General features: G+C 72.6%; 16 protein-coding genes. All 16 read left to right on the top strand.

Annotated elements, in window-relative coordinates; genetic code table 11:
* Window positions 1-313: 313 nt before the first annotated feature.
* The gene (gene rsmH / locus ACGFX4_RS16520) at window positions 314-1282 is read left to right on the top strand and encodes a 16S rRNA (cytosine(1402)-N(4))-methyltransferase RsmH (RefSeq protein WP_393074160.1); all 969 of its coding nucleotides are present in this window, start codon (window positions 314-316) and stop codon (window positions 1280-1282) included.
* Window positions 1283-1320: 38 nt separating this feature from the next.
* A complete protein-coding gene (locus ACGFX4_RS16515) occupies window positions 1321-1911 on the top strand; it encodes a cell division protein FtsL (protein ID WP_393074157.1) in 591 nt (196 codons plus the stop codon).
* Window positions 1908-4025 carry a peptidoglycan D,D-transpeptidase FtsI family protein gene (locus ACGFX4_RS16510; protein WP_393074154.1) on the top strand — a complete coding sequence of 706 codons (2118 nt, stop codon included), beginning with the start codon at window positions 1908-1910 and terminating at the stop codon, window positions 4023-4025. The genes ACGFX4_RS16515 and ACGFX4_RS16510 overlap by 4 nt, the downstream gene beginning before the upstream one ends.
* Window positions 4026-4036: 11 nt before the next feature.
* Complete coding sequence (locus ACGFX4_RS16505) at window positions 4037-5707, top strand: UDP-N-acetylmuramoyl-L-alanyl-D-glutamate--2,6-diaminopimelate ligase (protein ID WP_393074151.1); 1671 nt, start codon at window positions 4037-4039, stop codon at window positions 5705-5707.
* The gene (gene murF / locus ACGFX4_RS16500; RefSeq protein WP_393074148.1) at window positions 5704-7107 is read left to right on the top strand and encodes a UDP-N-acetylmuramoyl-tripeptide--D-alanyl-D-alanine ligase; all 1404 of its coding nucleotides are present in this window, start codon (window positions 5704-5706) and stop codon (window positions 7105-7107) included. The genes ACGFX4_RS16505 and murF overlap by 4 nt, the downstream gene beginning before the upstream one ends.
* Window positions 7104-8165: a phospho-N-acetylmuramoyl-pentapeptide-transferase gene (gene mraY / locus ACGFX4_RS16495; RefSeq protein ID WP_345696619.1), complete on the top strand. Its 1062-nt coding sequence runs from the start codon at window positions 7104-7106 to the stop codon at window positions 8163-8165. The genes murF and mraY overlap by 4 nt, the downstream gene beginning before the upstream one ends.
* The gene (gene murD / locus ACGFX4_RS16490; protein WP_393074145.1) at window positions 8162-9595 is read left to right on the top strand and encodes a UDP-N-acetylmuramoyl-L-alanine--D-glutamate ligase; all 1434 of its coding nucleotides are present in this window, start codon (window positions 8162-8164) and stop codon (window positions 9593-9595) included. Before mraY ends, murD begins: the two co-directional genes overlap by 4 nt.
* Window positions 9596-9622: 27 nt before the next feature.
* The gene (gene ftsW, locus ACGFX4_RS16485; protein ID WP_393074143.1) at window positions 9623-10960 is read left to right on the top strand and encodes a putative lipid II flippase FtsW; all 1338 of its coding nucleotides are present in this window, start codon (window positions 9623-9625) and stop codon (window positions 10958-10960) included.
* A gap of 5 nt (window positions 10961-10965) precedes the next feature.
* Complete coding sequence (gene murG / locus ACGFX4_RS16480) at window positions 10966-12072, top strand: undecaprenyldiphospho-muramoylpentapeptide beta-N-acetylglucosaminyltransferase (protein ID WP_345696617.1); 1107 nt, start codon at window positions 10966-10968, stop codon at window positions 12070-12072.
* On the top strand, window positions 12065-12841 hold the full coding sequence (locus ACGFX4_RS16475; protein ID WP_393074139.1) for a cell division protein FtsQ/DivIB: 777 nt from the start codon (window positions 12065-12067) through the stop codon (window positions 12839-12841). The genes murG and ACGFX4_RS16475 overlap by 8 nt, the downstream gene beginning before the upstream one ends.
* A gap of 235 nt (window positions 12842-13076) precedes the next feature.
* The gene (gene ftsZ / locus ACGFX4_RS16470; RefSeq protein ID WP_393074136.1) at window positions 13077-14285 is read left to right on the top strand and encodes a cell division protein FtsZ; all 1209 of its coding nucleotides are present in this window, start codon (window positions 13077-13079) and stop codon (window positions 14283-14285) included.
* A gap of 12 nt (window positions 14286-14297) precedes the next feature.
* Window positions 14298-15032, top strand: a complete 735-nt coding sequence (gene pgeF / locus ACGFX4_RS16465) for a peptidoglycan editing factor PgeF (RefSeq protein WP_393074133.1) — start codon at window positions 14298-14300, stop codon at window positions 15030-15032.
* Entirely contained in the window at window positions 15029-15817 is a 789-nt protein-coding gene (locus ACGFX4_RS16460; protein WP_393074130.1) for a YggS family pyridoxal phosphate-dependent enzyme, read from the top strand. The genes pgeF and ACGFX4_RS16460 overlap by 4 nt, the downstream gene beginning before the upstream one ends.
* A 143-nt stretch (window positions 15818-15960) precedes the next feature.
* The gene (locus ACGFX4_RS16455) at window positions 15961-16581 is read left to right on the top strand and encodes a cell division protein SepF (protein ID WP_345696612.1); all 621 of its coding nucleotides are present in this window, start codon (window positions 15961-15963) and stop codon (window positions 16579-16581) included.
* Window positions 16582-16657: 76 nt separating this feature from the next.
* Window positions 16658-16948 (top strand): YggT family protein, encoded by a 291-nt coding sequence (locus ACGFX4_RS16450; protein ID WP_253799182.1) that lies wholly within the window; start codon window positions 16658-16660, stop codon window positions 16946-16948.
* A 50-nt stretch (window positions 16949-16998) separates the two neighbouring features.
* Window positions 16999-18303 (top strand): DivIVA domain-containing protein, encoded by a 1305-nt coding sequence (locus ACGFX4_RS16445; protein ID WP_393074126.1) that lies wholly within the window; start codon window positions 16999-17001, stop codon window positions 18301-18303.
* The last annotated feature ends 167 nt before the right edge of the window (window positions 18304-18470 follow it).

Genomic DNA, 18470 nt, shown 5'->3' with positions numbered 1-18470 from the left:
TCGCCGGCTGTGACCGAGCCCATAGCGAGGCTCCAGCGCACTGACCGGTTTGCCCCGGTACCTCCGCCCGGGTGGTGCGCCGACGAGGTGCGTTGACTGGTCCGGGGTGCGCGATAGGCTGGCCGCCCCGGTCCGTACGCGGCCCGCGGCCTCCTCCCGCTCCAGTGCCCACCTGGCGCACCTTCCCCGGTGCCGGGCGGTCACTTCCTTCCCCGGGCGAGCGGGCGGGGACCACGGGTGGCGTACGGACCTGCGGGGGCGGTGCGCGAGAATGGACCCGCCACAACTGCACCGAGGAAGGGCCGTGGACCCCATGAGCAGCGAAACTCCGGCCCCCAAGCACATCCCCGTGATGCTGCAGCGCTGTATGGACGCGCTCGCCCCGGCGCTCGCGGAGCCCGGCGCGGTGGTGGTCGACGCCACCCTCGGCCTCGGCGGGCACAGCGAGGCGATCCTCACCCAGTTCCCCGAGGCCCGGCTGGTCGCCGTCGACCGAGACCCGTCCGCCCTGAAGCTCTCCGGCGAGCGGCTGGCCCGCTTCGGCGACCGGGCCACCCTGGTGCACGCCGTCTACGACGAGATCCCGCAGGTGCTGGACGACCTGGGCATCGCCCGGGTCCAGGGCGTGCTCTTCGACCTCGGCGTCTCCTCGATGCAGCTGGACGAGGCCGACCGCGGCTTCGCCTACGCCCAGGACGCGCCGCTGGACATGCGGATGGACCAGACCCGCGGCCTGAGCGCCGCCGAGGTGCTGAACACCTACAGCCACGGCGACCTGGCCCGGATCCTCAAGGTCTACGGCGAGGAGCGGTTCGCCGGGAAGATCGCCTCGGTGATCCTGCGGGAACGCGAGAAGGAACCGTTCACCAACAGCGCGCGTCTGGTCGAGTTGGTACGCAACGCCATCCCGGCCGCCACCCGGCGCACCGGAGGGAACCCGGCCAAGCGCACCTTCCAGGCGCTGCGGATCGAGGTCAACGGCGAGCTGGAGGTGCTCGACCGGGCCATCCCCGGGGCACTGCAGCGGCTCGCGCTCGGCGGGCGGATCGTGGTGATGTCCTACCAGTCGCTGGAGGACCGCCTGGTCAAGCAGTACTTCCAGGCCGGTGCCACCAACACCGCCCCGCCCGGGCTGCCGATCGTCCCGGAGGAGCACCAGCCCTGGTTGAAGCTGCTCACCCGAGGTGCCGAGCTGGCCACCGAGGAGGAGATCGAGGAGAACCGGCGCGCCGCGCCCGTGCGGTTGCGTGTGGCGGAGAGGATCAGGGAGACCCGGGGCTGAACCGGCCTGGGGGAGGGCGAGCCAGAGGGAGAAGCACGGTGGCGGGCGGGGTGCGGGGCAGCGGAGTGCTCCCCGGGCAGGCGGGCAGGGCACGCATCACGGTACGGCCGGGCGCCCGGCAGGTACGGGGGCGGACGCCCTTCGCGGTCCTGGTGGTGGTGCTGCTCTCGGCCGGACTGCTCGGCCTGCTGATGCTCAACACCGCGATCAACGAGGGCTCCTTCACCCTGTCCAAGCTGCGCAAGCAGACCACCGAGGCGACCGACCAGCTGCAGACCCTGCAGCACCAGATCGACCAGCAGTCCGCACCGGACGCGCTGGAGCGCCGGGCCCGCGAGCTCGGCATGGTGCCCGGCGGCGACCCGGCCTTCCTGAAGGACGACGGCAGCGTGCTCGGCACCCCCAAGGAGGCGCAGGACAGCCCGCCGGTCAAGCGCACCGGCAACGACCTGTGGCAGTCCGGGGCGAGCCCCTCGCCCACCCCCTCCTCCGGCGACCTCGGGGTGGAGCTGGCCCCGCTCCCGCCCGCCACCCCCTCCCCGGCGCCGGGCAGCCCGGCCGCCGCGAACCCCGCGGGCCAGAGCCCCGGCGCGGCCAACCCGGCGACCCCGGCGGGAGGCGGCCGATGAGCACCCCGCGCCGACCCGCCGGCGGTTCCGGCGACCGCCGCCCGCCCCGGCCCGCCCGCCCGCGGGGCGAGGAGCCGCGGCCCCGCGCCCCGCGTCCGCGCACGCCCGACCCGCGCCGCGCGGCCGAGGCCCGGCGCGCCGCCGAGCCGCGCCGCACCACCGACCCCCGGCGCCCGGCCGCCCGCCGCCCGCAGCGCCCGGCGGCCCGTCCGCAGCAGCGCGCCATCCGGCTGGCCGACCCGCGCCGCCGGCTGCGGCTGGTCACCGGCTCGCTGGCGCTGGTCTTCGCGGTCTTCGCCGGCCGGCTGGTCCAGCTCCAGCTGCTGGACTCCGACGCGCTGGCCGCCGCGGCCGGGGCCAACAAGTACGTCCAGGCGGTGCTCCCCGCCGAGCGCGGCTCGATAACGGCCGCCGACGGCACCGTGCTGGCCACCAGCGTGGACGCCTACGACGTCACCGCCGACCCGACCATGCTCACCCCCGAGGCGGCCCACCTGCCGGACGCCCCCGAGCAGGCGGCGGCGCTGCTCGCGCCCATCCTCGGCCAGCCCAAGGAGAAGCTCGCCGCCGCGCTGCACCTCAACCCGAAGAACCCGAAGAGCCAGTACGCGCTGCTCGCCCCCCGGCAGACCCCGGAGGTCAAGGGGCAGATCGCCGACCTGCGCTCCACGCTGACCAAGCAGACCGACTCCGCGGCCTGCCGCGGGCAGAAGGCGATGCTCGGCAAGCCCGCCGAGCAGGGCGGCCGGCAGTTCCTCGACGGCACCTGCGCCAACCCGCTGGCCGGGATCTTCTGGGACGAGTCCACCCGGCGCAGCTACCCGGCCGGCGGGCTGGCCGCCAACCTGGTCGGCTTCGTCAACTCCGAGGGCGTCGGCACCGGCGGCCTGGAGCTGCAGTACCAGCAGCAGCTGGCCGGCGTCGCGGGCAAGTCCACCTACGCCTCGGCCGGCGGCCGCCGGGTGCCCACCGCCGGCGGCAGCCGGCAGGACCCGGTGCCCGGCACCGACCTGCGCCTGACCATCGATCCGGACATCCAGTGGGCGGCCCAACGGGCCATCACCGACCAGGTCTCCAACGCCGGGGCGGAGAAGGGGTACGTGATCGTCCAGGACGTGAGGACCGGTCAGGTCCTGGCGATGGCGACCTCGCCCGGCTTCAACCCCAACCAGCTCTCCTCGGCCCGGCCCGAGCAGCTCGGCAACGCCGCCCTGCAGGACGCCTACGAGCCGGGCTCCACCGCCAAGCTGATGACCATGGCCGCGGTGCTGGACACCGGCAAGGCCACCTGGGACACCCACGTCACGGTGCCCAACACGCTGCAGCGCTCGGACCGGGTCTTCCACGACGACGTCGACCACGAGACCTGGTACCTGACCCTGGCGGGCGTCCTCGCCAAGTCCTCCAACATCGGCACCATCGAGGCCGCCGAGACCTTGGGCAACACCCAGGCGGAGTCCAACCAGGTGCTCGGCGGGTACCTGCAGAAGTTCGGCATGGGGCAGCCCACCGGCCTCGGCTTCCCCGGCGAGACCCGGGGCATCCTGGCGAAGCCGGAGAGCTGGAGCGGCTCGCAGCAGTTCACCATCCCGTTCGGCCAGGGCCTGTCGGTCAACGCCCTGCAGGCCACCTCGGTCTTCTCCACCATCGCCAACGGCGGGGTGCGGGTGGCGCCCGGCCTGCTGGCCGGCACCACCGGCCCGGACGGGAAGTACACCCCGGCGCCGGCCGGGGCGCAGACCCGGGTGGTGACGGAAGCGACCGCGAAGACGCTGACCGAGATGCTGGAGTCCGTCGTCACCGACGAGCAGGGCACCGGCACCAAGGCGCAGATCCCCGGTTACCGGGTGGCCGGAAAGACCGGCACCGCCAACCGGGTGGACCCGAAGACCGGCAAGTACTCCGGGTACACCGCCTCCTTCATCGGCTTCGCCCCGGCGGACCAGCCCCGGGTGACGGTCTCGTGCGTCATCCAGGACCCGGTCAACGGGCACTTCGGCGGCCAGCTCTGCGGCCCCGTGTTCAAGCAGGTGATGGAGTTCGCCCTGAAGTCCCTGCGGGTCCAGCCGAGCGGCAGCGAGGCGCCCAACCTGCCCGTCGAGTGGAAACCCTGAAAGAAGCGGCCATGAGCACGTCCCCCGAACACCCCGAGCAGGCCGGAACGCCGTCCGGTGTGAGCAGCGTCACGTCCGCTTCCGGTCGGTTTGGCTCTGGGGGGCCCGGGGCCGATAGCCTTCCGGCCGTGCCGAAACCCGATCAAATCTCCGCGAGCCCGCCCCGCCCCGAGCGGGCGCCGGCGCTGCCGTTCGCCGAGGTGGTGCGCCTGCTGGGGCTGCCCGCCGCGGAGGGCCCGCAGGTCACCGGTGTCACCCACGACTCCCGGGCGGTCCGCCCGGGCGACGTCTACGTGGCCTTCCCCGGTGCCAACGTGCACGGCGCCAGGTTCGCCGCCCAGGCCGCCGCGGCCGGAGCGGTCGCCGTGCTGACCGACGCGGCCGGCGCCGAGCAGGCCGCCGACTGCGGCGCCCCGCTGCTGGTGGTGCCCAGCCCGCGCGCCGTGATGGGCACCCTCGCCGCCGCCGTGTACGGCGCGCCGAGCGAGCAGCTGCTGATGATCGGCCTGACCGGCACCAACGGCAAGACCACCACCTCGTACCTGGTCGAGGGCGGCCTGCGCGGCCACGACCTGGTGCCCGGGGTGATCGGCACGGTCGAGATGCGGGTCGGCGACGAGCGGATCAAGAGCGAGCGGACCACCCCCGAGTCCACCGACCTGCACGGCGTCCTCGCGGTGATGCGCGAGCGCGGCGCGGACGCGGTGGTCATGGAGGTCTCCAGCCACGCCCTGGTCTACGGCCGGGTCGACGGCGTGGTGTACGACGTGGCGCTGTTCAACAACCTGACGCCCGAGCACCTGGACTTCCACCCGGACATGGAGGACTACTTCCGGGCCAAGGCCAGGCTCTTCCAGACCGACAAGGCCCGCCGGGGCGTCACCAACCGGGACGACGCGTACGGCCGGCGGCTGGCAGCCGAGGCGCCGATCCCGATGACCACCTTCTCGGCGGCCGGCGACCCGGAGGCCGACTGGCGTGCGGTGGACGTGCAGCTCGGCCCGGCCGGCTCCACCTTCCGCGTGGTCGGCCCGGACGGTGCCGAGGCCGACGCCGCGGTGCCGCTGCCCGGCCCGTTCAACGTCTCCAACGCGCTCGGCGCGATCGCCGCCCTGGTCACCGCGGGCGTCCCGCTGGCGGCCGCGGTCGCCGGGGTCGCCTCGGTGCCGGGCGTCCCGGGCCGGCTGGAGAAGGTCGACGCCGGGCAGCCGTACGTCGCCGTGGTCGACTACGCGCACAAGCCGGACGCGCTGGCCGCGGTCTGCGAGTCGCTGCGCGAGGTCACCAAGGGCCGGCTGCACGTGGTGGTCGGCTGCGGCGGCGACCGCGACCCGTACAAGCGCGGGCCGATGGGCGCCATCGCCGCCCGGCTCGCCGACACCGCGGTGCTGACCAGCGACAACCCGCGCTCGGAGGACCCGCTGGCGATCCTCGCCACCATGCTGACCGGCGCCGCCGGGGTGCCCGAGGAGGAGCGCGGCGAGGTGCTCGCGGTGCCCGACCGGGCCGAGGCGATCGCCCTGGCGGTGGCCCGCGCGCACGCCGGGGACACCGTGCTGGTGGCCGGCAAGGGCCACGAGCTGGGCCAGTACGTGAAGGGCGAGGTCCGCCCGTTCGACGACCGCGAGGTCCTGCGCGAGGCGATCGCGCACGCGCCGAGCACCGGAGAGGTGGAGCAGTGATCGCACTGACCCTGGCCGAGGCCGCCGCCGCCGTCGGCGGCACGCTGGACGGCGCCGAGCCGGACGCGGTGATCACCGGCGCGGTCGTCACCGACAACCGGCAGCTGGAGCCCGGCGGCCTGTTCGTGTGCATCCGCGGCGAGCGGGTGGACGGGCACGATTTCGCCGCCGGCGCGGTCGCCGACGGCGCCGTCGCGGTGCTCGCCACGCGGCCGGTCGGCGTGCCCGCGATCCTGGTCGACGACGTCGTCGTCGCGCTCGGCCGGCTCGCCCGCGCGGTGGTCGCCAGGGCGGAGAGCGTCGAGGTGGTCGCGATGACCGGCTCGGCCGGCAAGACCTCCACCAAGGACCTGGTCGCCCAGCTGCTGACGCGCCGCGGCGAGACCGTCTTCCCGCCCGGCTCGCTCAACAACGAGATCGGCCACCCGCTGACCGCGCTCAAGGTCGCCCCGACCACCCGTCACCTGGTGATGGAGATGGGCGCCCGGCACAAGGGCGACATCGAGTACCTGAGCGGCATCACCCCGCCCACCGTCGGCCTGGTGCTGAACGTCGGCACCGCGCACGTCGGCGAGTTCGGCTCCAAGGAGGCGATCGCCGAGGCCAAGGGCGAACTGGTCGAGGCGCTGCCCGCCGACGGCATCGCCGTGCTCAACGCCGACGACCCGCTGGTGCGGGCGATGGCGTCCCGCACCAAGGCCCGCGTGGTGCTGTTCGGGGAGAGCCCGGACGCCCGGATCCGGGCCACCGGAGTTCGCCTGGACGACACCGGACGGCCATCGTTCACGCTCACCACCCCAGCCGGTTCCGCGGCCGTACAGCTGCGCCTGTACGGTGAGCACCACGTCTCGAACGCCCTCGCCGCCGCCGCGGTGGCGGTGGAGCTCGGGATGCCCGTCGACGACGTCGCCGAAGCCCTCAGCGAGGCGGGTGCGCTGTCCCGCTGGCGCATGGAGGTCGTCGAACGGGCCGACGGTGTGACCGTCGTCAACGACGCCTACAACGCGAACCCGGACTCGATGCGGGCCGCGCTGCGGGCGCTCGCGACGATGGCCGGCCGCGGCCCGGAGCGCCGCCGTACCTGGGCGGTGCTCGGCGAGATGCGGGAGCTCGGCGAGGACAGCTTCGACGAGCACGACGCCATCGGGCGGCTCGCGGTGCGGCTGGACGTCACCAAGCTGGTGGCGGTCGGCGGACGCGAGGCGGCCTGCATGGAACTGGGCGCGAGGAACGAAGGTTCGTGGGGTGAGGAGTCGGTGCTGGTGTCCGATGCGGACGCGGCGATCGAGCTGCTGCGCAGTCAGGTGCGGCCGGGGGACGTGGTCCTGGTGAAGGCCTCCCGTTCGGTGGGTCTCGAGAGGGTCGCCGAGGCCCTGCTTGCGGACGGTGCTGCCTCGTGAAGCAGATCCTGTTCGCCGGCATGATCGGCCTGGTGCTCTCCCTGCTGGGCACCCCCGCGCTCATCAAGCTGCTCGCCCGGCACGGCTACGGCCAGTACATCCGGGACGACGGCCCCAAGGCGCACCACAGCAAGAAGGGCACGCCCACCATGGGCGGCATCGCCTTCATCCTGGCGACGCTGATCGCCTACTTCACCACCAAGGCGATAACGGGCGAGTCGCCCACGGCCTCGGGCCTGCTCGTGCTGTTCCTGACGGTGGGTCTGGGCCTGGTCGGCTTCCTGGACGACTACATCAAGGTGGTCAAGCGGCGCTCCCTCGGCCTGCGGGCCAAGGCCAAGCTGTTCGGCCAGTCCTTCGTGGCGCTCGCCTTCGCGGTGCTCGCCCTGCAGTTCGAGGACAGCCGGGGCCGCACCCCGGCCTCCGACCACCTGTCCTTCGTCCGCGACTTCAAGTGGGCGATCGGGCCGGTGCTGTTCGTCCTCTTCGCGTACTTCATGATCGCCGCGATGTCGAACGGCGTGAACCTCACGGACGGCCTCGACGGCCTCGCCACCGGCGCCTCGGTGATGGTCTTCGGCGCCTACACCTTCATCGGCGTGTGGGAGTACGGCCAGTCCTGCGCCTACACCATCAGCGCCACCGCGGGCTGCTACGACGTCCGAGATCCCTTGGACCTGGCCGTGGTCGCCGCCGCCCTGATGGGCTCCTGCTTCGGCTTCCTGTGGTGGAACACCTCGCCCGCCAAGATCTTCATGGGTGACACCGGTTCGCTCGCCCTCGGCGGCGCCCTGGCCGGTCTCGCCATCTGCTCCCAGACCGAGCTGCTGCTGGCCCTGCTCGGCGGCCTGTACGTGATCATCACCCTTTCGGTGATCATCCAGGTCGGATCGTTCCGGATGACCGGCAAGCGCGTTTTCAAGATGGCGCCGCTGCAGCACCACTTCGAGCTCAAGGGCTGGACCGAGGTGCTGATCGTGGTCCGCTTCTGGATCATCCAGGGCCTGTGCGTCGCCGTCGGACTCGGACTCTTCTACGCGGGATGGGTGACCGGATGACCGAGAACCCCGACTGGACCGGCCTGCCGGTCGTGGTGGCCGGCCTCGGCCTGTCGGGCGTCAGCGCCGCGCGCGTGCTGCGCGACCTCGGCGCCGAGGTGACCGTGGTCGACGGCGGCGACGGCCCCGGGCTGCGCGCCAAGGCCGCCGAGCTGGAGGCAGTCGGGGTACGGGTACGGCTCGGCGACGGCGAGACCCTCCCCGAGGGCACCCGACTGGTCGTCACCTCGCCCGGCTGGGCGCCCGAGAGCCCGCTCTTCACCGAGGCCTCGCTCGCCGACGTGCCGATCTGGGGCGACGTCGAGCTCGCCTGGCGGCTGCGCCGGCCGCTCGCCGCCACCGGCGAGCCGGCGCCCTGGCTGGCGGTGACCGGCACCAACGGCAAGACCACCACCGTGCAGATGCTGGCGTCGATCCTGACCGCGGCGGGCAAGCGCACCGCCGCCGTCGGCAACGTCGGCGTCTCCGTGCTCGACGCGGTGCTCGCCGAGGAGCCGTACGACGTCCTCGCGGTGGAGCTCTCCAGCTACCAGCTGCACTGGGCGCCCTCGCTGCGGCCGCACTCCGGCGCGGTCCTCAACCTGGCGCCCGACCACCTGGACTGGCACGGCTCGATGGAGGCGTACGCCGCCGACAAGGGCCGGATCTTCCAGGGCAACCAGGTCGCCTGCGTGTACAACCTCGCCGACCCGATGACCGAGGAGCTGGTCCGCGGCGCGGACGTCGAGGAGGGCTGCCGGGCGATCGGCTTCGGGCTCGGCGCGCCCAGCATCTCCAACCTCGGCGTGGTCGACGGGATCCTGGTCGACCGGGCGTTCGTCGCCGACCGGGCCAAGAACGCCGCCGAGATCGGCGCGGTCGCCGACGTCAACCCGCCGGCCCCGCACAACATCGCCAACGCGCTGGCCGCGGCCGCCCTCGCCCGGGCGTACGGCGTCGACGCCAAGGCCGTCCGGGACGGCCTGCGGGCCTTCCGGCCGGACGCCCACCGGATCGCCGAGGTCGCCGTCGTCGACGACGTCACCTGGATCGACGACTCCAAGGCCACCAACACGCACGCCGCGGCCGCCTCGCTGGCCGCGTACGAACCGGTGGTGTGGATCGCGGGCGGGCTGGCGAAGGGCGCGACCTTCGACGAGCTGGTCACCGGGGCGGCCGGGCGGCTGCGCGCCGCCGTGCTGATCGGGCAGGACCGGGAGCTGATCAAGGACGCGCTGGCGCGACACGCGCCGGATGTGCCGGTGGTCGAGGCCGCCACGGGCCAGACTGGCGCGGTGGCGATGGCCGAGGTGGTCGGCGAGGCCGCGAAGCTCGCCCGGCCGGGCGACACCGTCCTGCTGGCGCCGGCCTGCGCGTCGATGGACATGTTCACCAACTACGGCGAGCGAGGGGACCTCTTCGCGGAGGCCGTACAGGCGCTCCGCCCCTGACGACCGCAGCTTGCTGAAGGGGAGAAGGTGCCGGCACCTACGGGGGAGAAGCTGCGGCTGATCTCGGCGACCACGACCACGTTCAAGTCGGCGGGACCGGTCGCGCGGGTGCGGGCGTTCCGGGAGCGGGTCGGCTTCCTGCTGGACCGGCCGCTGACGCCGTACTACCTGATCCTCGGGTCCACCCTGCTGCTGGTGGTGCTGGGCCTGGTGATGGTGTTCTCGGCCTCGCAGAGCGTGGTGAACGACTTCGGGCTGTCGATCACGTTCTTCTTCCGCAAGCAGCTGGTGGCGTTCCTGCTCGGCGCGGCGATCGCCGTGGTGCTGGCCCGGATGTCGGTGAGAGTGCTGCGCACCGCCGTCTACCCGCTGCTGTTCGGCGTGGTGGCGGCGCTGGTGCTGGTGGCGATCCCGGGGATCGGTCACAAGGTCAACGGCAACCGGAACTGGCTGAGCCTGGGCTTCTTCCAGCTCCAGCCGTCCGAGTTCGCCAAGCTCGCGCTGCTGCTGTGGGGCGCCGACCTGCTGGCCCGCAAGCAGAAGAACCACATGCTCGACCAGTGGAAGCACCTGCTGGTGCCGCTGGTGCCGGGCACGGTGGTGCTGATGATGCTGATCATGGTCGGCGGCGACATGGGCACCACCATGGTGCTGATCGCGATGCTGTTCGCCCTGCTCTGGATGGTCGGCGCACCGCTGCGGCTGTTCGGCGCGACGCTGGGCATCGCGGTGGTGGCGTGCACCGCACTGATCATCACCGTGCCGCACCGGCTCGACCGGCTGGGCTGCGTCGGCGTCACCAAACCCGACCCGAACCTGAACTGCTTCCAGGCGCTGCACGGCCTGTACGCCTTCGCCGCGGGCGGCCCGTTCGGCTCCGGCCTGGGCGCCGGGGTGGAGAAGTGGGGCCAGCTGCCGGAGGCGCACACCGACTTCATCTTCGCCGCGACGGGCGAGGAACTCGGTCTGGTGGGGACGCTGTCGGTGCTCGCCCTCTTCGCGGCACTAGGCTACGCGGGTATCCGTGTGGCCCTCGGTACGAAGGACCCCTTCGTCAGGTACGCAGCGGGCGCCGCCACCTCGTGGATCATGGCCCAGGCCGTGGTCAACCTGGGGTCGGCGCTCGGGCTCCTCCCCATCGCGGGAGTGCCCCTGCCGCTGTTCTCCTACGGCGGGTCCGCCATGCTGTCGGCCATGTGCGCCGTCGGTGTGCTGCTCTGCTTCGCGCGCAGTTCCCCGGGGGCCAAGGCAGCGCTCGCTGCCCGGAGCTCGACCTCCCGGCTCAGGCCCGTCCTGGCCCGGGTGCTGCCACGACGTAAAACCACAGTGCGCAAGGCCGCCCGGCCGACGCGCAGGGAGCGGTGAATTCGGTGCATGTCGTACTCGCCGGCGGCGGGACCGCCGGTCACATCGAGCCGGCCATGGCCCTCGCGGACGCGCTCCGCAGGCACGATCCGACCTGCGGGATCACCGCCCTCGGTACCGAGCGCGGCCTGGAGACCCGGCTGGTGCCCGAGCGCGGCTACGAACTGGCCCTGATCCCGGCCGTTCCGCTGCCCCGCAAGCCGACCCCCGAGCTGATCACCGTCCCGGGCCGACTGCGCGGCACGGTCCGCGCGGCGCAGGACATCATCGAGCGGGTCAAGGCCGACGTGGTGGTCGGCTTCGGCGGCTACGTGGCGATGCCGGCGTACCTGGCGGCCAAGCGGGCCGGCGTCCCGATCGTGGTGCACGAGGCGAACGCCCGCCCGGGCCTGGCCAACAAGATCGGCGCCCGCTACACCGACTTCGTCGCGGTCTCCACGCCCGACTCCAAGCTGCGCGACTCGCAGTACATCGGCATCCCGTTGCGCCGCACCATCGCGACCCTGGACCGCGGCGGCGTCCGCCCGGAGGCCCGGCACTACTTCGGCCTCGACCAGCGGCTACCCACCCTGCTGGTGTCCGGCGGCTCGCAGGGCGCCCGGCGGCTGAACGAGACCGTGCAGGCGATCGCGCCGCGGCTGCAGCAGTACGGCGTGCAGATCCTGCACGCGGTCGGCCCGAAGAACGAACTGCCGCAGATCGACGACATCCCGGGGATGCCGCCGTACCGGGCGCTGCCGTACCTGGACCGGATGGACCTGGCGTACGCCGCCGCCGACATGATGCTCTGCCGGGCCGGCGCGATGACCGTCGCCGAGCTGGCGGCGGTCGGCCTGCCGGCCGCGTTCGTGCCACTGCCGATCGGCAACGGCGAGCAGCGGCTGAACGCCCAGCCGATGGTGAAGGCGGGCGGCGGCCTGCTGGTGGACGACGCCGAGCTGACCCCGGACTGGGTGCTGAAGAACGTCCTCCCGGTGCTGACCGACCCGGCCCGGCTGTGGGAGATGTCCCGCGCGGCCGCCGAGTTCGGCCGCCGGGACGCCGACGACCTGCTGGTGCGGATGGTGTACCAGGCCGTGGAGCAGTCCCGGGGCGGCCGCCGGCGTGACTGAGGCCCGGGTGCTGGAGGACCGGCTGGAGGAGGAGTACGGGGAGGAGCGGGCCCCCCGGCTCCGCCTCTCCCGGCGCGGGGTGCTGGTGCTCGGCGGGTTCGCCGCGTTGGTGGTCGGCGTGCTCGGGTGGCTGGTCTTCCTCTCCTCGGTGCTCGACGTCCGCGGCGTCGCCGTCCAGGGCCTGGACAGCGGGCGGCTCGGGAAGGACGAGGTGAGCGCCGCGCTCGGCGGCCTGCGCGAGGGGCCGCTCGCCCGGGTCGACCTGGAGGAGGCCGAGAAGCGGATCGCCGCCGTCCCCCGGGTCGCCGAGGTGGAGGTGTGGCGCGGCTGGCCGCACACGTTGCGGGTGAAGGTGGTCGAGCGCAAACCGGTCGCGGCGATCCGCGGCGCCGACGGGAAATTCGTCCAGGTCGACGCCGGCGGGGTGGAGTTCGCCAATGAGGCGGAGCCGCCGCAGGGTGTTCCGGTGGTGGAACTGCAGCTCGGTCAGCCTGCGAACGATGCACTGGCGGTGATCGACCGGCCGGCCCTGGTGCGGGCGGCGATCACGGTGGCGGCGGGCCTTCCGCCGGAGGTCGCCAAACAGGCGGGGTCGCTCAAGGTCCTGTCGTACGACGACATCCGGCTGCAGTTGGCGAACGGCGCGACGGTGCGTTGGGGGAGTGCCGACCGGACCGGGCGCAAAGCGGTGGTGCTGACTGCCCTGTTGGGGCGGAAGGCCGCCAATTATGACGTGAGTGCGCCGGATGCACCGGCTGTGTCGGGATGATCCGGTAAGTTCTGTGTGGTCGTCACCCCCGGTTTTCCCGTGGGGGCGATGATCACATAGGCTCAAAAGAAAAAGGGAAGCTCGGCGTTGTTCATTGAACGTGCGCCGTTTGCGACCTACTGTCCTGTGTCACCAGGCTGTGTCCGACAGTGAAGTGACACACGTACAGCCCAAACCCTAAAGGTCAAGTTTAGGGTTCGGGTTTTCCGGAAATCCGAGGCGAGAGGCCTTCGACGTGGCAGCACCCCAGAACTACCTCGCGGTCATCAAGGTCGTCGGCATCGGCGGCGGTGGTGTCAACGCCATCAACCGGATGATCGAGGTCGGGCTCAAGGGCGTCGAGTTCATTGCGATCAACACCGATGCGCAGGCCCTCCTGATGAGCGACGCCGACGTGAAGCTGGACGTCGGCCGTGAGCTCACCCGCGGCCTCGGCGCCGGAGCCAACCCCGAGGTCGGCCGGAAGGCCGCCGAGGACCACCGCGAGGAGATCGAGGAGGTCCTCAAGGGGGCCGACATGGTCTTCGTCACCGCCGGCGAGGGCGGCGGCACCGGCACCGGCGGCGCGCCCGTCGTGGCCAACATCGCCCGCTCGCTCGGCGCGCTGACCATCGGCGTGGTCACCCGCCCGTTCACCTTCGAGGGCCGCCGCCGCGCCAACCAGGCCGAGGACGGCATCGCCGCGCTGCGCGAGCAGGTCGACACCCTGATCGTGATCCCCAACGACCGGCTGCTCTCCATCTCGGACCGCCAGGTCTCGGTGCTGGACGCGTTCCGCTCCGCCGACCAGGTGCTGCTCTCCGGTGTCCAGGGCATCACCGACCTGATCACCACCCCCGGCCTGATCAACCTGGACTTCGCCGACGTGAAGTCGGTCATGTCGGACGCCGGTTCCGCGCTGATGGGCATCGGCTCCGCGCGCGGCGAGGACCGCGCCAAGGCCGCGGCCGTGATGGCGATCTCCTCCCCGCTGCTGGAGGCGTCCATCGACGGCGCCCGCGGCGTGCTGCTCTCCATCTCCGGCGGCTCGGACCTCGGCCTGTTCGAGATCAACGAGGCGGCCCAGCTGGTCTCCGAGGCGGCCCACCCCGAGGCGAACATCATCTTCGGCGCGGTCATCGACGACGCCCTCGGCGACGAGGTCCGGGTCACCGTGATCGCGGCCGGCTTCGACGGCGGGCAGCCGCCGGCCATCGTCCGCGAGCCGGTGGTGAAGGCCAGCAGCACGCCGGCCGCCACCACCCCGGAGCGCCCGGCCGGCCGGCCCTCGTACGGCTCGATCGGCTCGGTGACCTCCCGCTCGGAGGAGCCGTCCCGCGCCTCCGACGCCCCGGCCCCGGTCGCCACCACCGCGCCGCCGGTGCCGCCGCAGGTGCAGCCGGTGCGCCAGCCGTTCGTGGAGAGCCCCGCCGAGGAGCTCGACGTCCCGGATTTCTTGAAGTAAGCACAGCCTGAAGTGACTGATCGCTTTTCTTCCCACGGTGCTCACTTCGCCTTCACCGACCGGTGGGGCGGGGTGAGCACCGTGCCGTACGGGGAACTCAACCTCGGTGGCGCCGTCGGCGACGACCCGGCGCACGTCCGGGAGAACCGCTCCCGCGCCGCCCGCTCGCTCGGGCTCGACCCGGCCGACGTGGTCTGGATGAACCAGGTGCACGGCGCGGACGTCGCGGTGGTGACGGCGCGGCAGCCCGACGGCGAGGCGCCGACCGTGGACGCCGCGGTCACCGACCGCCCGCTGGCGCTGGCCGTGCTGACCGCCGACTGCACCCCGGTGCTGCTGGCCGACCCGGTCGCCGGCATCGTCGGCGCCGCGCACGCCGGAAGGCCCGGCCTCGCCGCCGGGGTCGTCCCGGCCGTGGTCCGGGCGATGGTCGGGCTCGGCGCCGAGCCGGGCCGGATCACCGCCGCCACCGGACCCGCCGTCTGCGGCCGCTGCTACGAGGTGCCGGCCGAACTGCGCGCCGAGGTCGCCGCCGTCGTCCCGGCCGCGTACGCCGAGACCTCGTGGGGCACCCCCGCGCTGGACGTGGCCGCCGGCGTCGCCGCGCAGCTCGCCGAAGCGGGCGTCACCGAGCTGGTGCGATCATCTGTCTGCACCCTTGAGTCGACCGACCACTTCTCCTATCGCCGCGAGCAGCGGACCGGGCGGCTCGCGAGCTACGTCTGGTTGGGCTCCGATAACTCATGACGAACGACATCTACGGTCCGTTCCCGGGCGGCCCCGACTGGCTGGCCGCCCTGACGGACCGGCAGCGCTCCCGGTACGAACAGCTCGGCACCAACCTGGAGGTGGTCGAGCGCCGGATCGTCGACGCCTGCGCCGCCGCCGGGCGGAAGCGGGAGGACGTGACCCTGGTCGTGGTCACCAAGACCTACCCGGCCGAGGACACCGCGCTGCTGGCCGGCCTCGGCGTCACCGACGTCGCCGAGAACCGCGACCAGGACGCCGCCCCCAAGGCCGAGACCTGCCTTGAACTCCCCTTGACCTGGCACTTCGTCGGTCAACTGCAGACCAACAAGGTGCGCTCGGTGGTCCGCTACGCCGACCTGGTGCACTCGGTGGACCGCGCGCGGCTGGTCGAGTCGCTTGCCGCCGCCGTCGCGAAGGCCGAACGCGCCCCGCTGGGCTGCCTGGTGCAGGTCGCGCTCGACAAGGCGGACGGGGAGGGCGAGCACCGCGCGGGCGTGGCGCCGTCCGAGGTCGCCGCGCTCGCCGACCGGATCGCCGACACGCCCGGGCTGCGCCTGGACGGTGTGATGACGGTCGCTCCACTGGCCGGCCCGCTGGCCGGCGACCCGGCCGCCGCCTTCGCCCGCTTCGCGGAAATCGCAAGCGCCGTACGCGCGTCGCATCCGGCTGCCACGATGGTCTCGGCAGGCATGAGCGGGGATCTGGAGCAGGCGATCGCCGCCGGAGCGACACACGTACGCGTCGGTACGGCGGTGCTCGGTGTGCGGTCACCGCTCGGGTAAATTCACCGAGTAGGTAGATCAGACTGCAAGACAAAATAGGACAGAACCTAGCAGCTTTCAGCTGACCGGTAAACCACCCTTCCGGCCTGACGGGCCGTCGGCCGATCGGGCCGTGAGGGCGGCGGCGCAACGGAGGAGAAGGCATGGCCGGCGCAATGCGCAAGATGGCGGTCTACCTCGGCCTCGTGGAGGACGAGACGTACGACGGCCAGGGGTACGACCCCGACGACGACTACGACGCGGACCCCGAGCCGATCCGGACCGGTCGGACCGAGGACCTGCGGGGCGCCGCCGCGGCAGCCGCTCCCGCCCCGGCCCAGCCGGCGCCCGTCGCGCACATCGCGCCCCAGCCGGTGCCCGCCGCCGTGCCGATCCGGCAGGAGGCTCCGCGGATGGCACCAGTGTCGTCCATCACACCCGACCGCCGTCACAACGTGGAGAAGAGCGCCCCGGTGATCATGCCCAAGGTAGTGAACGAACGAGAGCCCTACCGCATCACCACGCTGCACCCCAGGACCTACAACGAGGCCCGCACCATCGGGGAACAGTTCCGCGGCGGGACTCCTGTGATCATGAATTTGACCGAGATGGACGACACGGACGCCAAGCGACTCGTAGACTTCGCCGCTGGACTGGTCTTCGGTCTGCACGGCAGTATCGAGCGCGTGACACAGAAGGTGTTCCTGCTGTCGCCTGCTAACGTCGATGTCACGGCGGAGGACAAGGCTCGGATCGCCGAGGGTGGGTTCTTCAACCAGAGCTGACCCGGCCACGACTTTACGTGTGGATCCATTGACAGCGTGTCACTGACGGGGCGTCGGCCAGGGAGAGGGAGACGGAATGGGGATCGTCGGATCGGTGCTCTACTGGGTACTGACCGTGTTCCTGTTGATCCTGCTCTTCAGGCTCGTCATGGACTGGGTCTTCCAGTTCGCCCGCTCGTGGCGGCCCGGCAAGGCCATGGTCGTGGTGCTGGAGGCCACGTACACTGTCACGGATCCGCCGCTCAAGCTTCTTCGGCGTTTCATTCCGCCGTTGCGTCTCGGGGGCGTGGCGCTCGACCTGTCCTTTTTCGTGCTGATGATCATTGTGTATGTCCTGATCTCGCTCGTGCGGTCCCTGTCGTTCTGAGCGATACGACAGGATCCCCGGTGTGCCGACGATCACGTTGAGGTGAAGAGATGCCATTGACCCCCGAGGACGTTCGGAACAAGCAGTTCACGACCGTCCGGCTTCGCGAAGGCTATGACGAGGACGAGGTCGATGCCTTCCTCGACGAGGTCGAAGCCGAGCTGACCCGCCTGCTGCGCGAGAACGAGGACCTGCGGGCCAAGCTGGCCGCCGCCACCCGTGCCGCCGCGCAGAACCAGGCCAACATGCGCAAGGAGCAGCAGGCTCCGCAGGACCAGCAGCGCCCCGGCGCGCCGGTTCCCGCCGCCATATCCGGCCCCCCGGTGCCCGGCCAGCAGCAGGGCCCCGGTCCGCAGCAGATGGTCGGCCCGCAGCAGGGCATGGGCAACCAGCCGCTCGGCCTCCCGTCCGGTGCCCCGCAGCTCCCGGCCGGCCCGATGGGCCAGCCGCAGCAGATGGGCCAGCCGCAGCTCGGTCAGCCGCAGCAGATGGGCCAGACCATGGGCGGCCAGCAGCAGCTGGTGCAGCCGATGGGCGGCCAGATGCTGCAGCCGATGGGCGGCCCGATGGGCCAGCCGCAGATGGGCCAGACCATGGGCGGCCAGCAGCAGCTGGCTCCGATGGGCGCCCCGATGCAGCAGATGGGCGGCCCGCTCGGCGGCCCGATGGGCCAGCCGCAGCCGCAGCAGCAGCCCGGCGGCGACAGCGCCGCCCGCGTCCTCGCGCTCGCCCAGCAGACCGCCGACCAGGCGATCTCCGAGGCCCGTTCCGAGGCCAACAAGATCGTCGGCGAGGCCCGCAGCCGCGCCGAGGGCCTGGAGCGCGACGCCCGAGCCAAGGCCGACGCCCTGGAGCGGGACGCGCAGGAGAAGCACCGCGTCGCGATGGGCTCCCTGGAGTCCGCCCGCGCCACGCTGGAGCGCAAGGTCGAGGACCTGCGCGCCTTCGAGCGCGAGTACCGCACGCGCCTGAAGTCGTACCTGGAGACCCAGCTGCGCCAGCTGGAGTCGCAGGCCGACGACTCGCTCGCCCCGCCGCGGATCCCCGCCACCGCTTCGCTGCCGCCGGCCGCGTCGTCGATGGCGCCCGCCGGTGCCGGCGCGATGTCGTCCGCGACGCCGAGCTTCGGCGGCCAGAACTCCTTCGGTTCCGGCGCCCCGAGCTTCGGTGGCCAGAACAACTTCGGTGGGGCGACCCCGAGCTTCGGCGGCCAGCCCGGCAACAGTGCCCCGCAGATGGCCCCGGCCGGGATGACCCAGCCGATGGCCGCGGTCCGCCCGCAGCCGCCGCAGCCGATGCAGCAGGCGCCCGCGCCGATGCGGGGCTTCCTCATCGACGAGGACGGCGACAACTAGGCTCCGCCAACGACAGCGCCCCCGTCGTGACTTCGGTCACAACGGGGGCGCTGTCGTCTGTGTCGACATCCGGCAAGGGGTGGGGGGGGGGGGGCCCCCCCCCCCCCCCGGGCGGGCCGGGGGCCGGGGGGGGGGCGGGCGGGGGGCGCGGGGGGGGGGGGGCGGCC

This window comes from Kitasatospora sp. NPDC048365 (assembly GCF_043200835.1).
Lineage (GTDB): Bacteria > Actinomycetota > Actinomycetes > Streptomycetales > Streptomycetaceae > Kitasatospora > Kitasatospora terrestris.
This window is presented reverse-complemented; position numbering and strand designations above follow the sequence as displayed.

Bases quoted from the DNA above. Each gene is read 5' to 3' on its own strand.
- ACGFX4_RS16445 (WP_393074126.1), top strand. From the start codon at position 16,999: ATGCCATTGACCCCCGAGGACGTTCGGAACAAGCAGTTCACGACCGTC.
- ACGFX4_RS16505 (WP_393074151.1), top strand. From the start codon at position 4,037: ATGAGCACGTCCCCCGAACACCCCGAGCAGGCCGGAACGCCGTCCGGT.
- ACGFX4_RS16450 (WP_253799182.1), top strand. From the start codon at position 16,658: ATGGGGATCGTCGGATCGGTGCTCTACTGGGTACTGACCGTGTTCCTG.
- murD (WP_393074145.1), top strand. From the start codon at position 8,162: ATGACCGAGAACCCCGACTGGACCGGCCTGCCGGTCGTGGTGGCCGGC.
- rsmH (WP_393074160.1), top strand. From the start codon at position 314: ATGAGCAGCGAAACTCCGGCCCCCAAGCACATCCCCGTGATGCTGCAG.
- ACGFX4_RS16510 (WP_393074154.1), top strand. From the start codon at position 1,908: ATGAGCACCCCGCGCCGACCCGCCGGCGGTTCCGGCGACCGCCGCCCG.
- ACGFX4_RS16460 (WP_393074130.1), top strand. From the start codon at position 15,029: ATGACGAACGACATCTACGGTCCGTTCCCGGGCGGCCCCGACTGGCTG.
- ACGFX4_RS16455 (WP_345696612.1), top strand. From the start codon at position 15,961: ATGGCCGGCGCAATGCGCAAGATGGCGGTCTACCTCGGCCTCGTGGAG.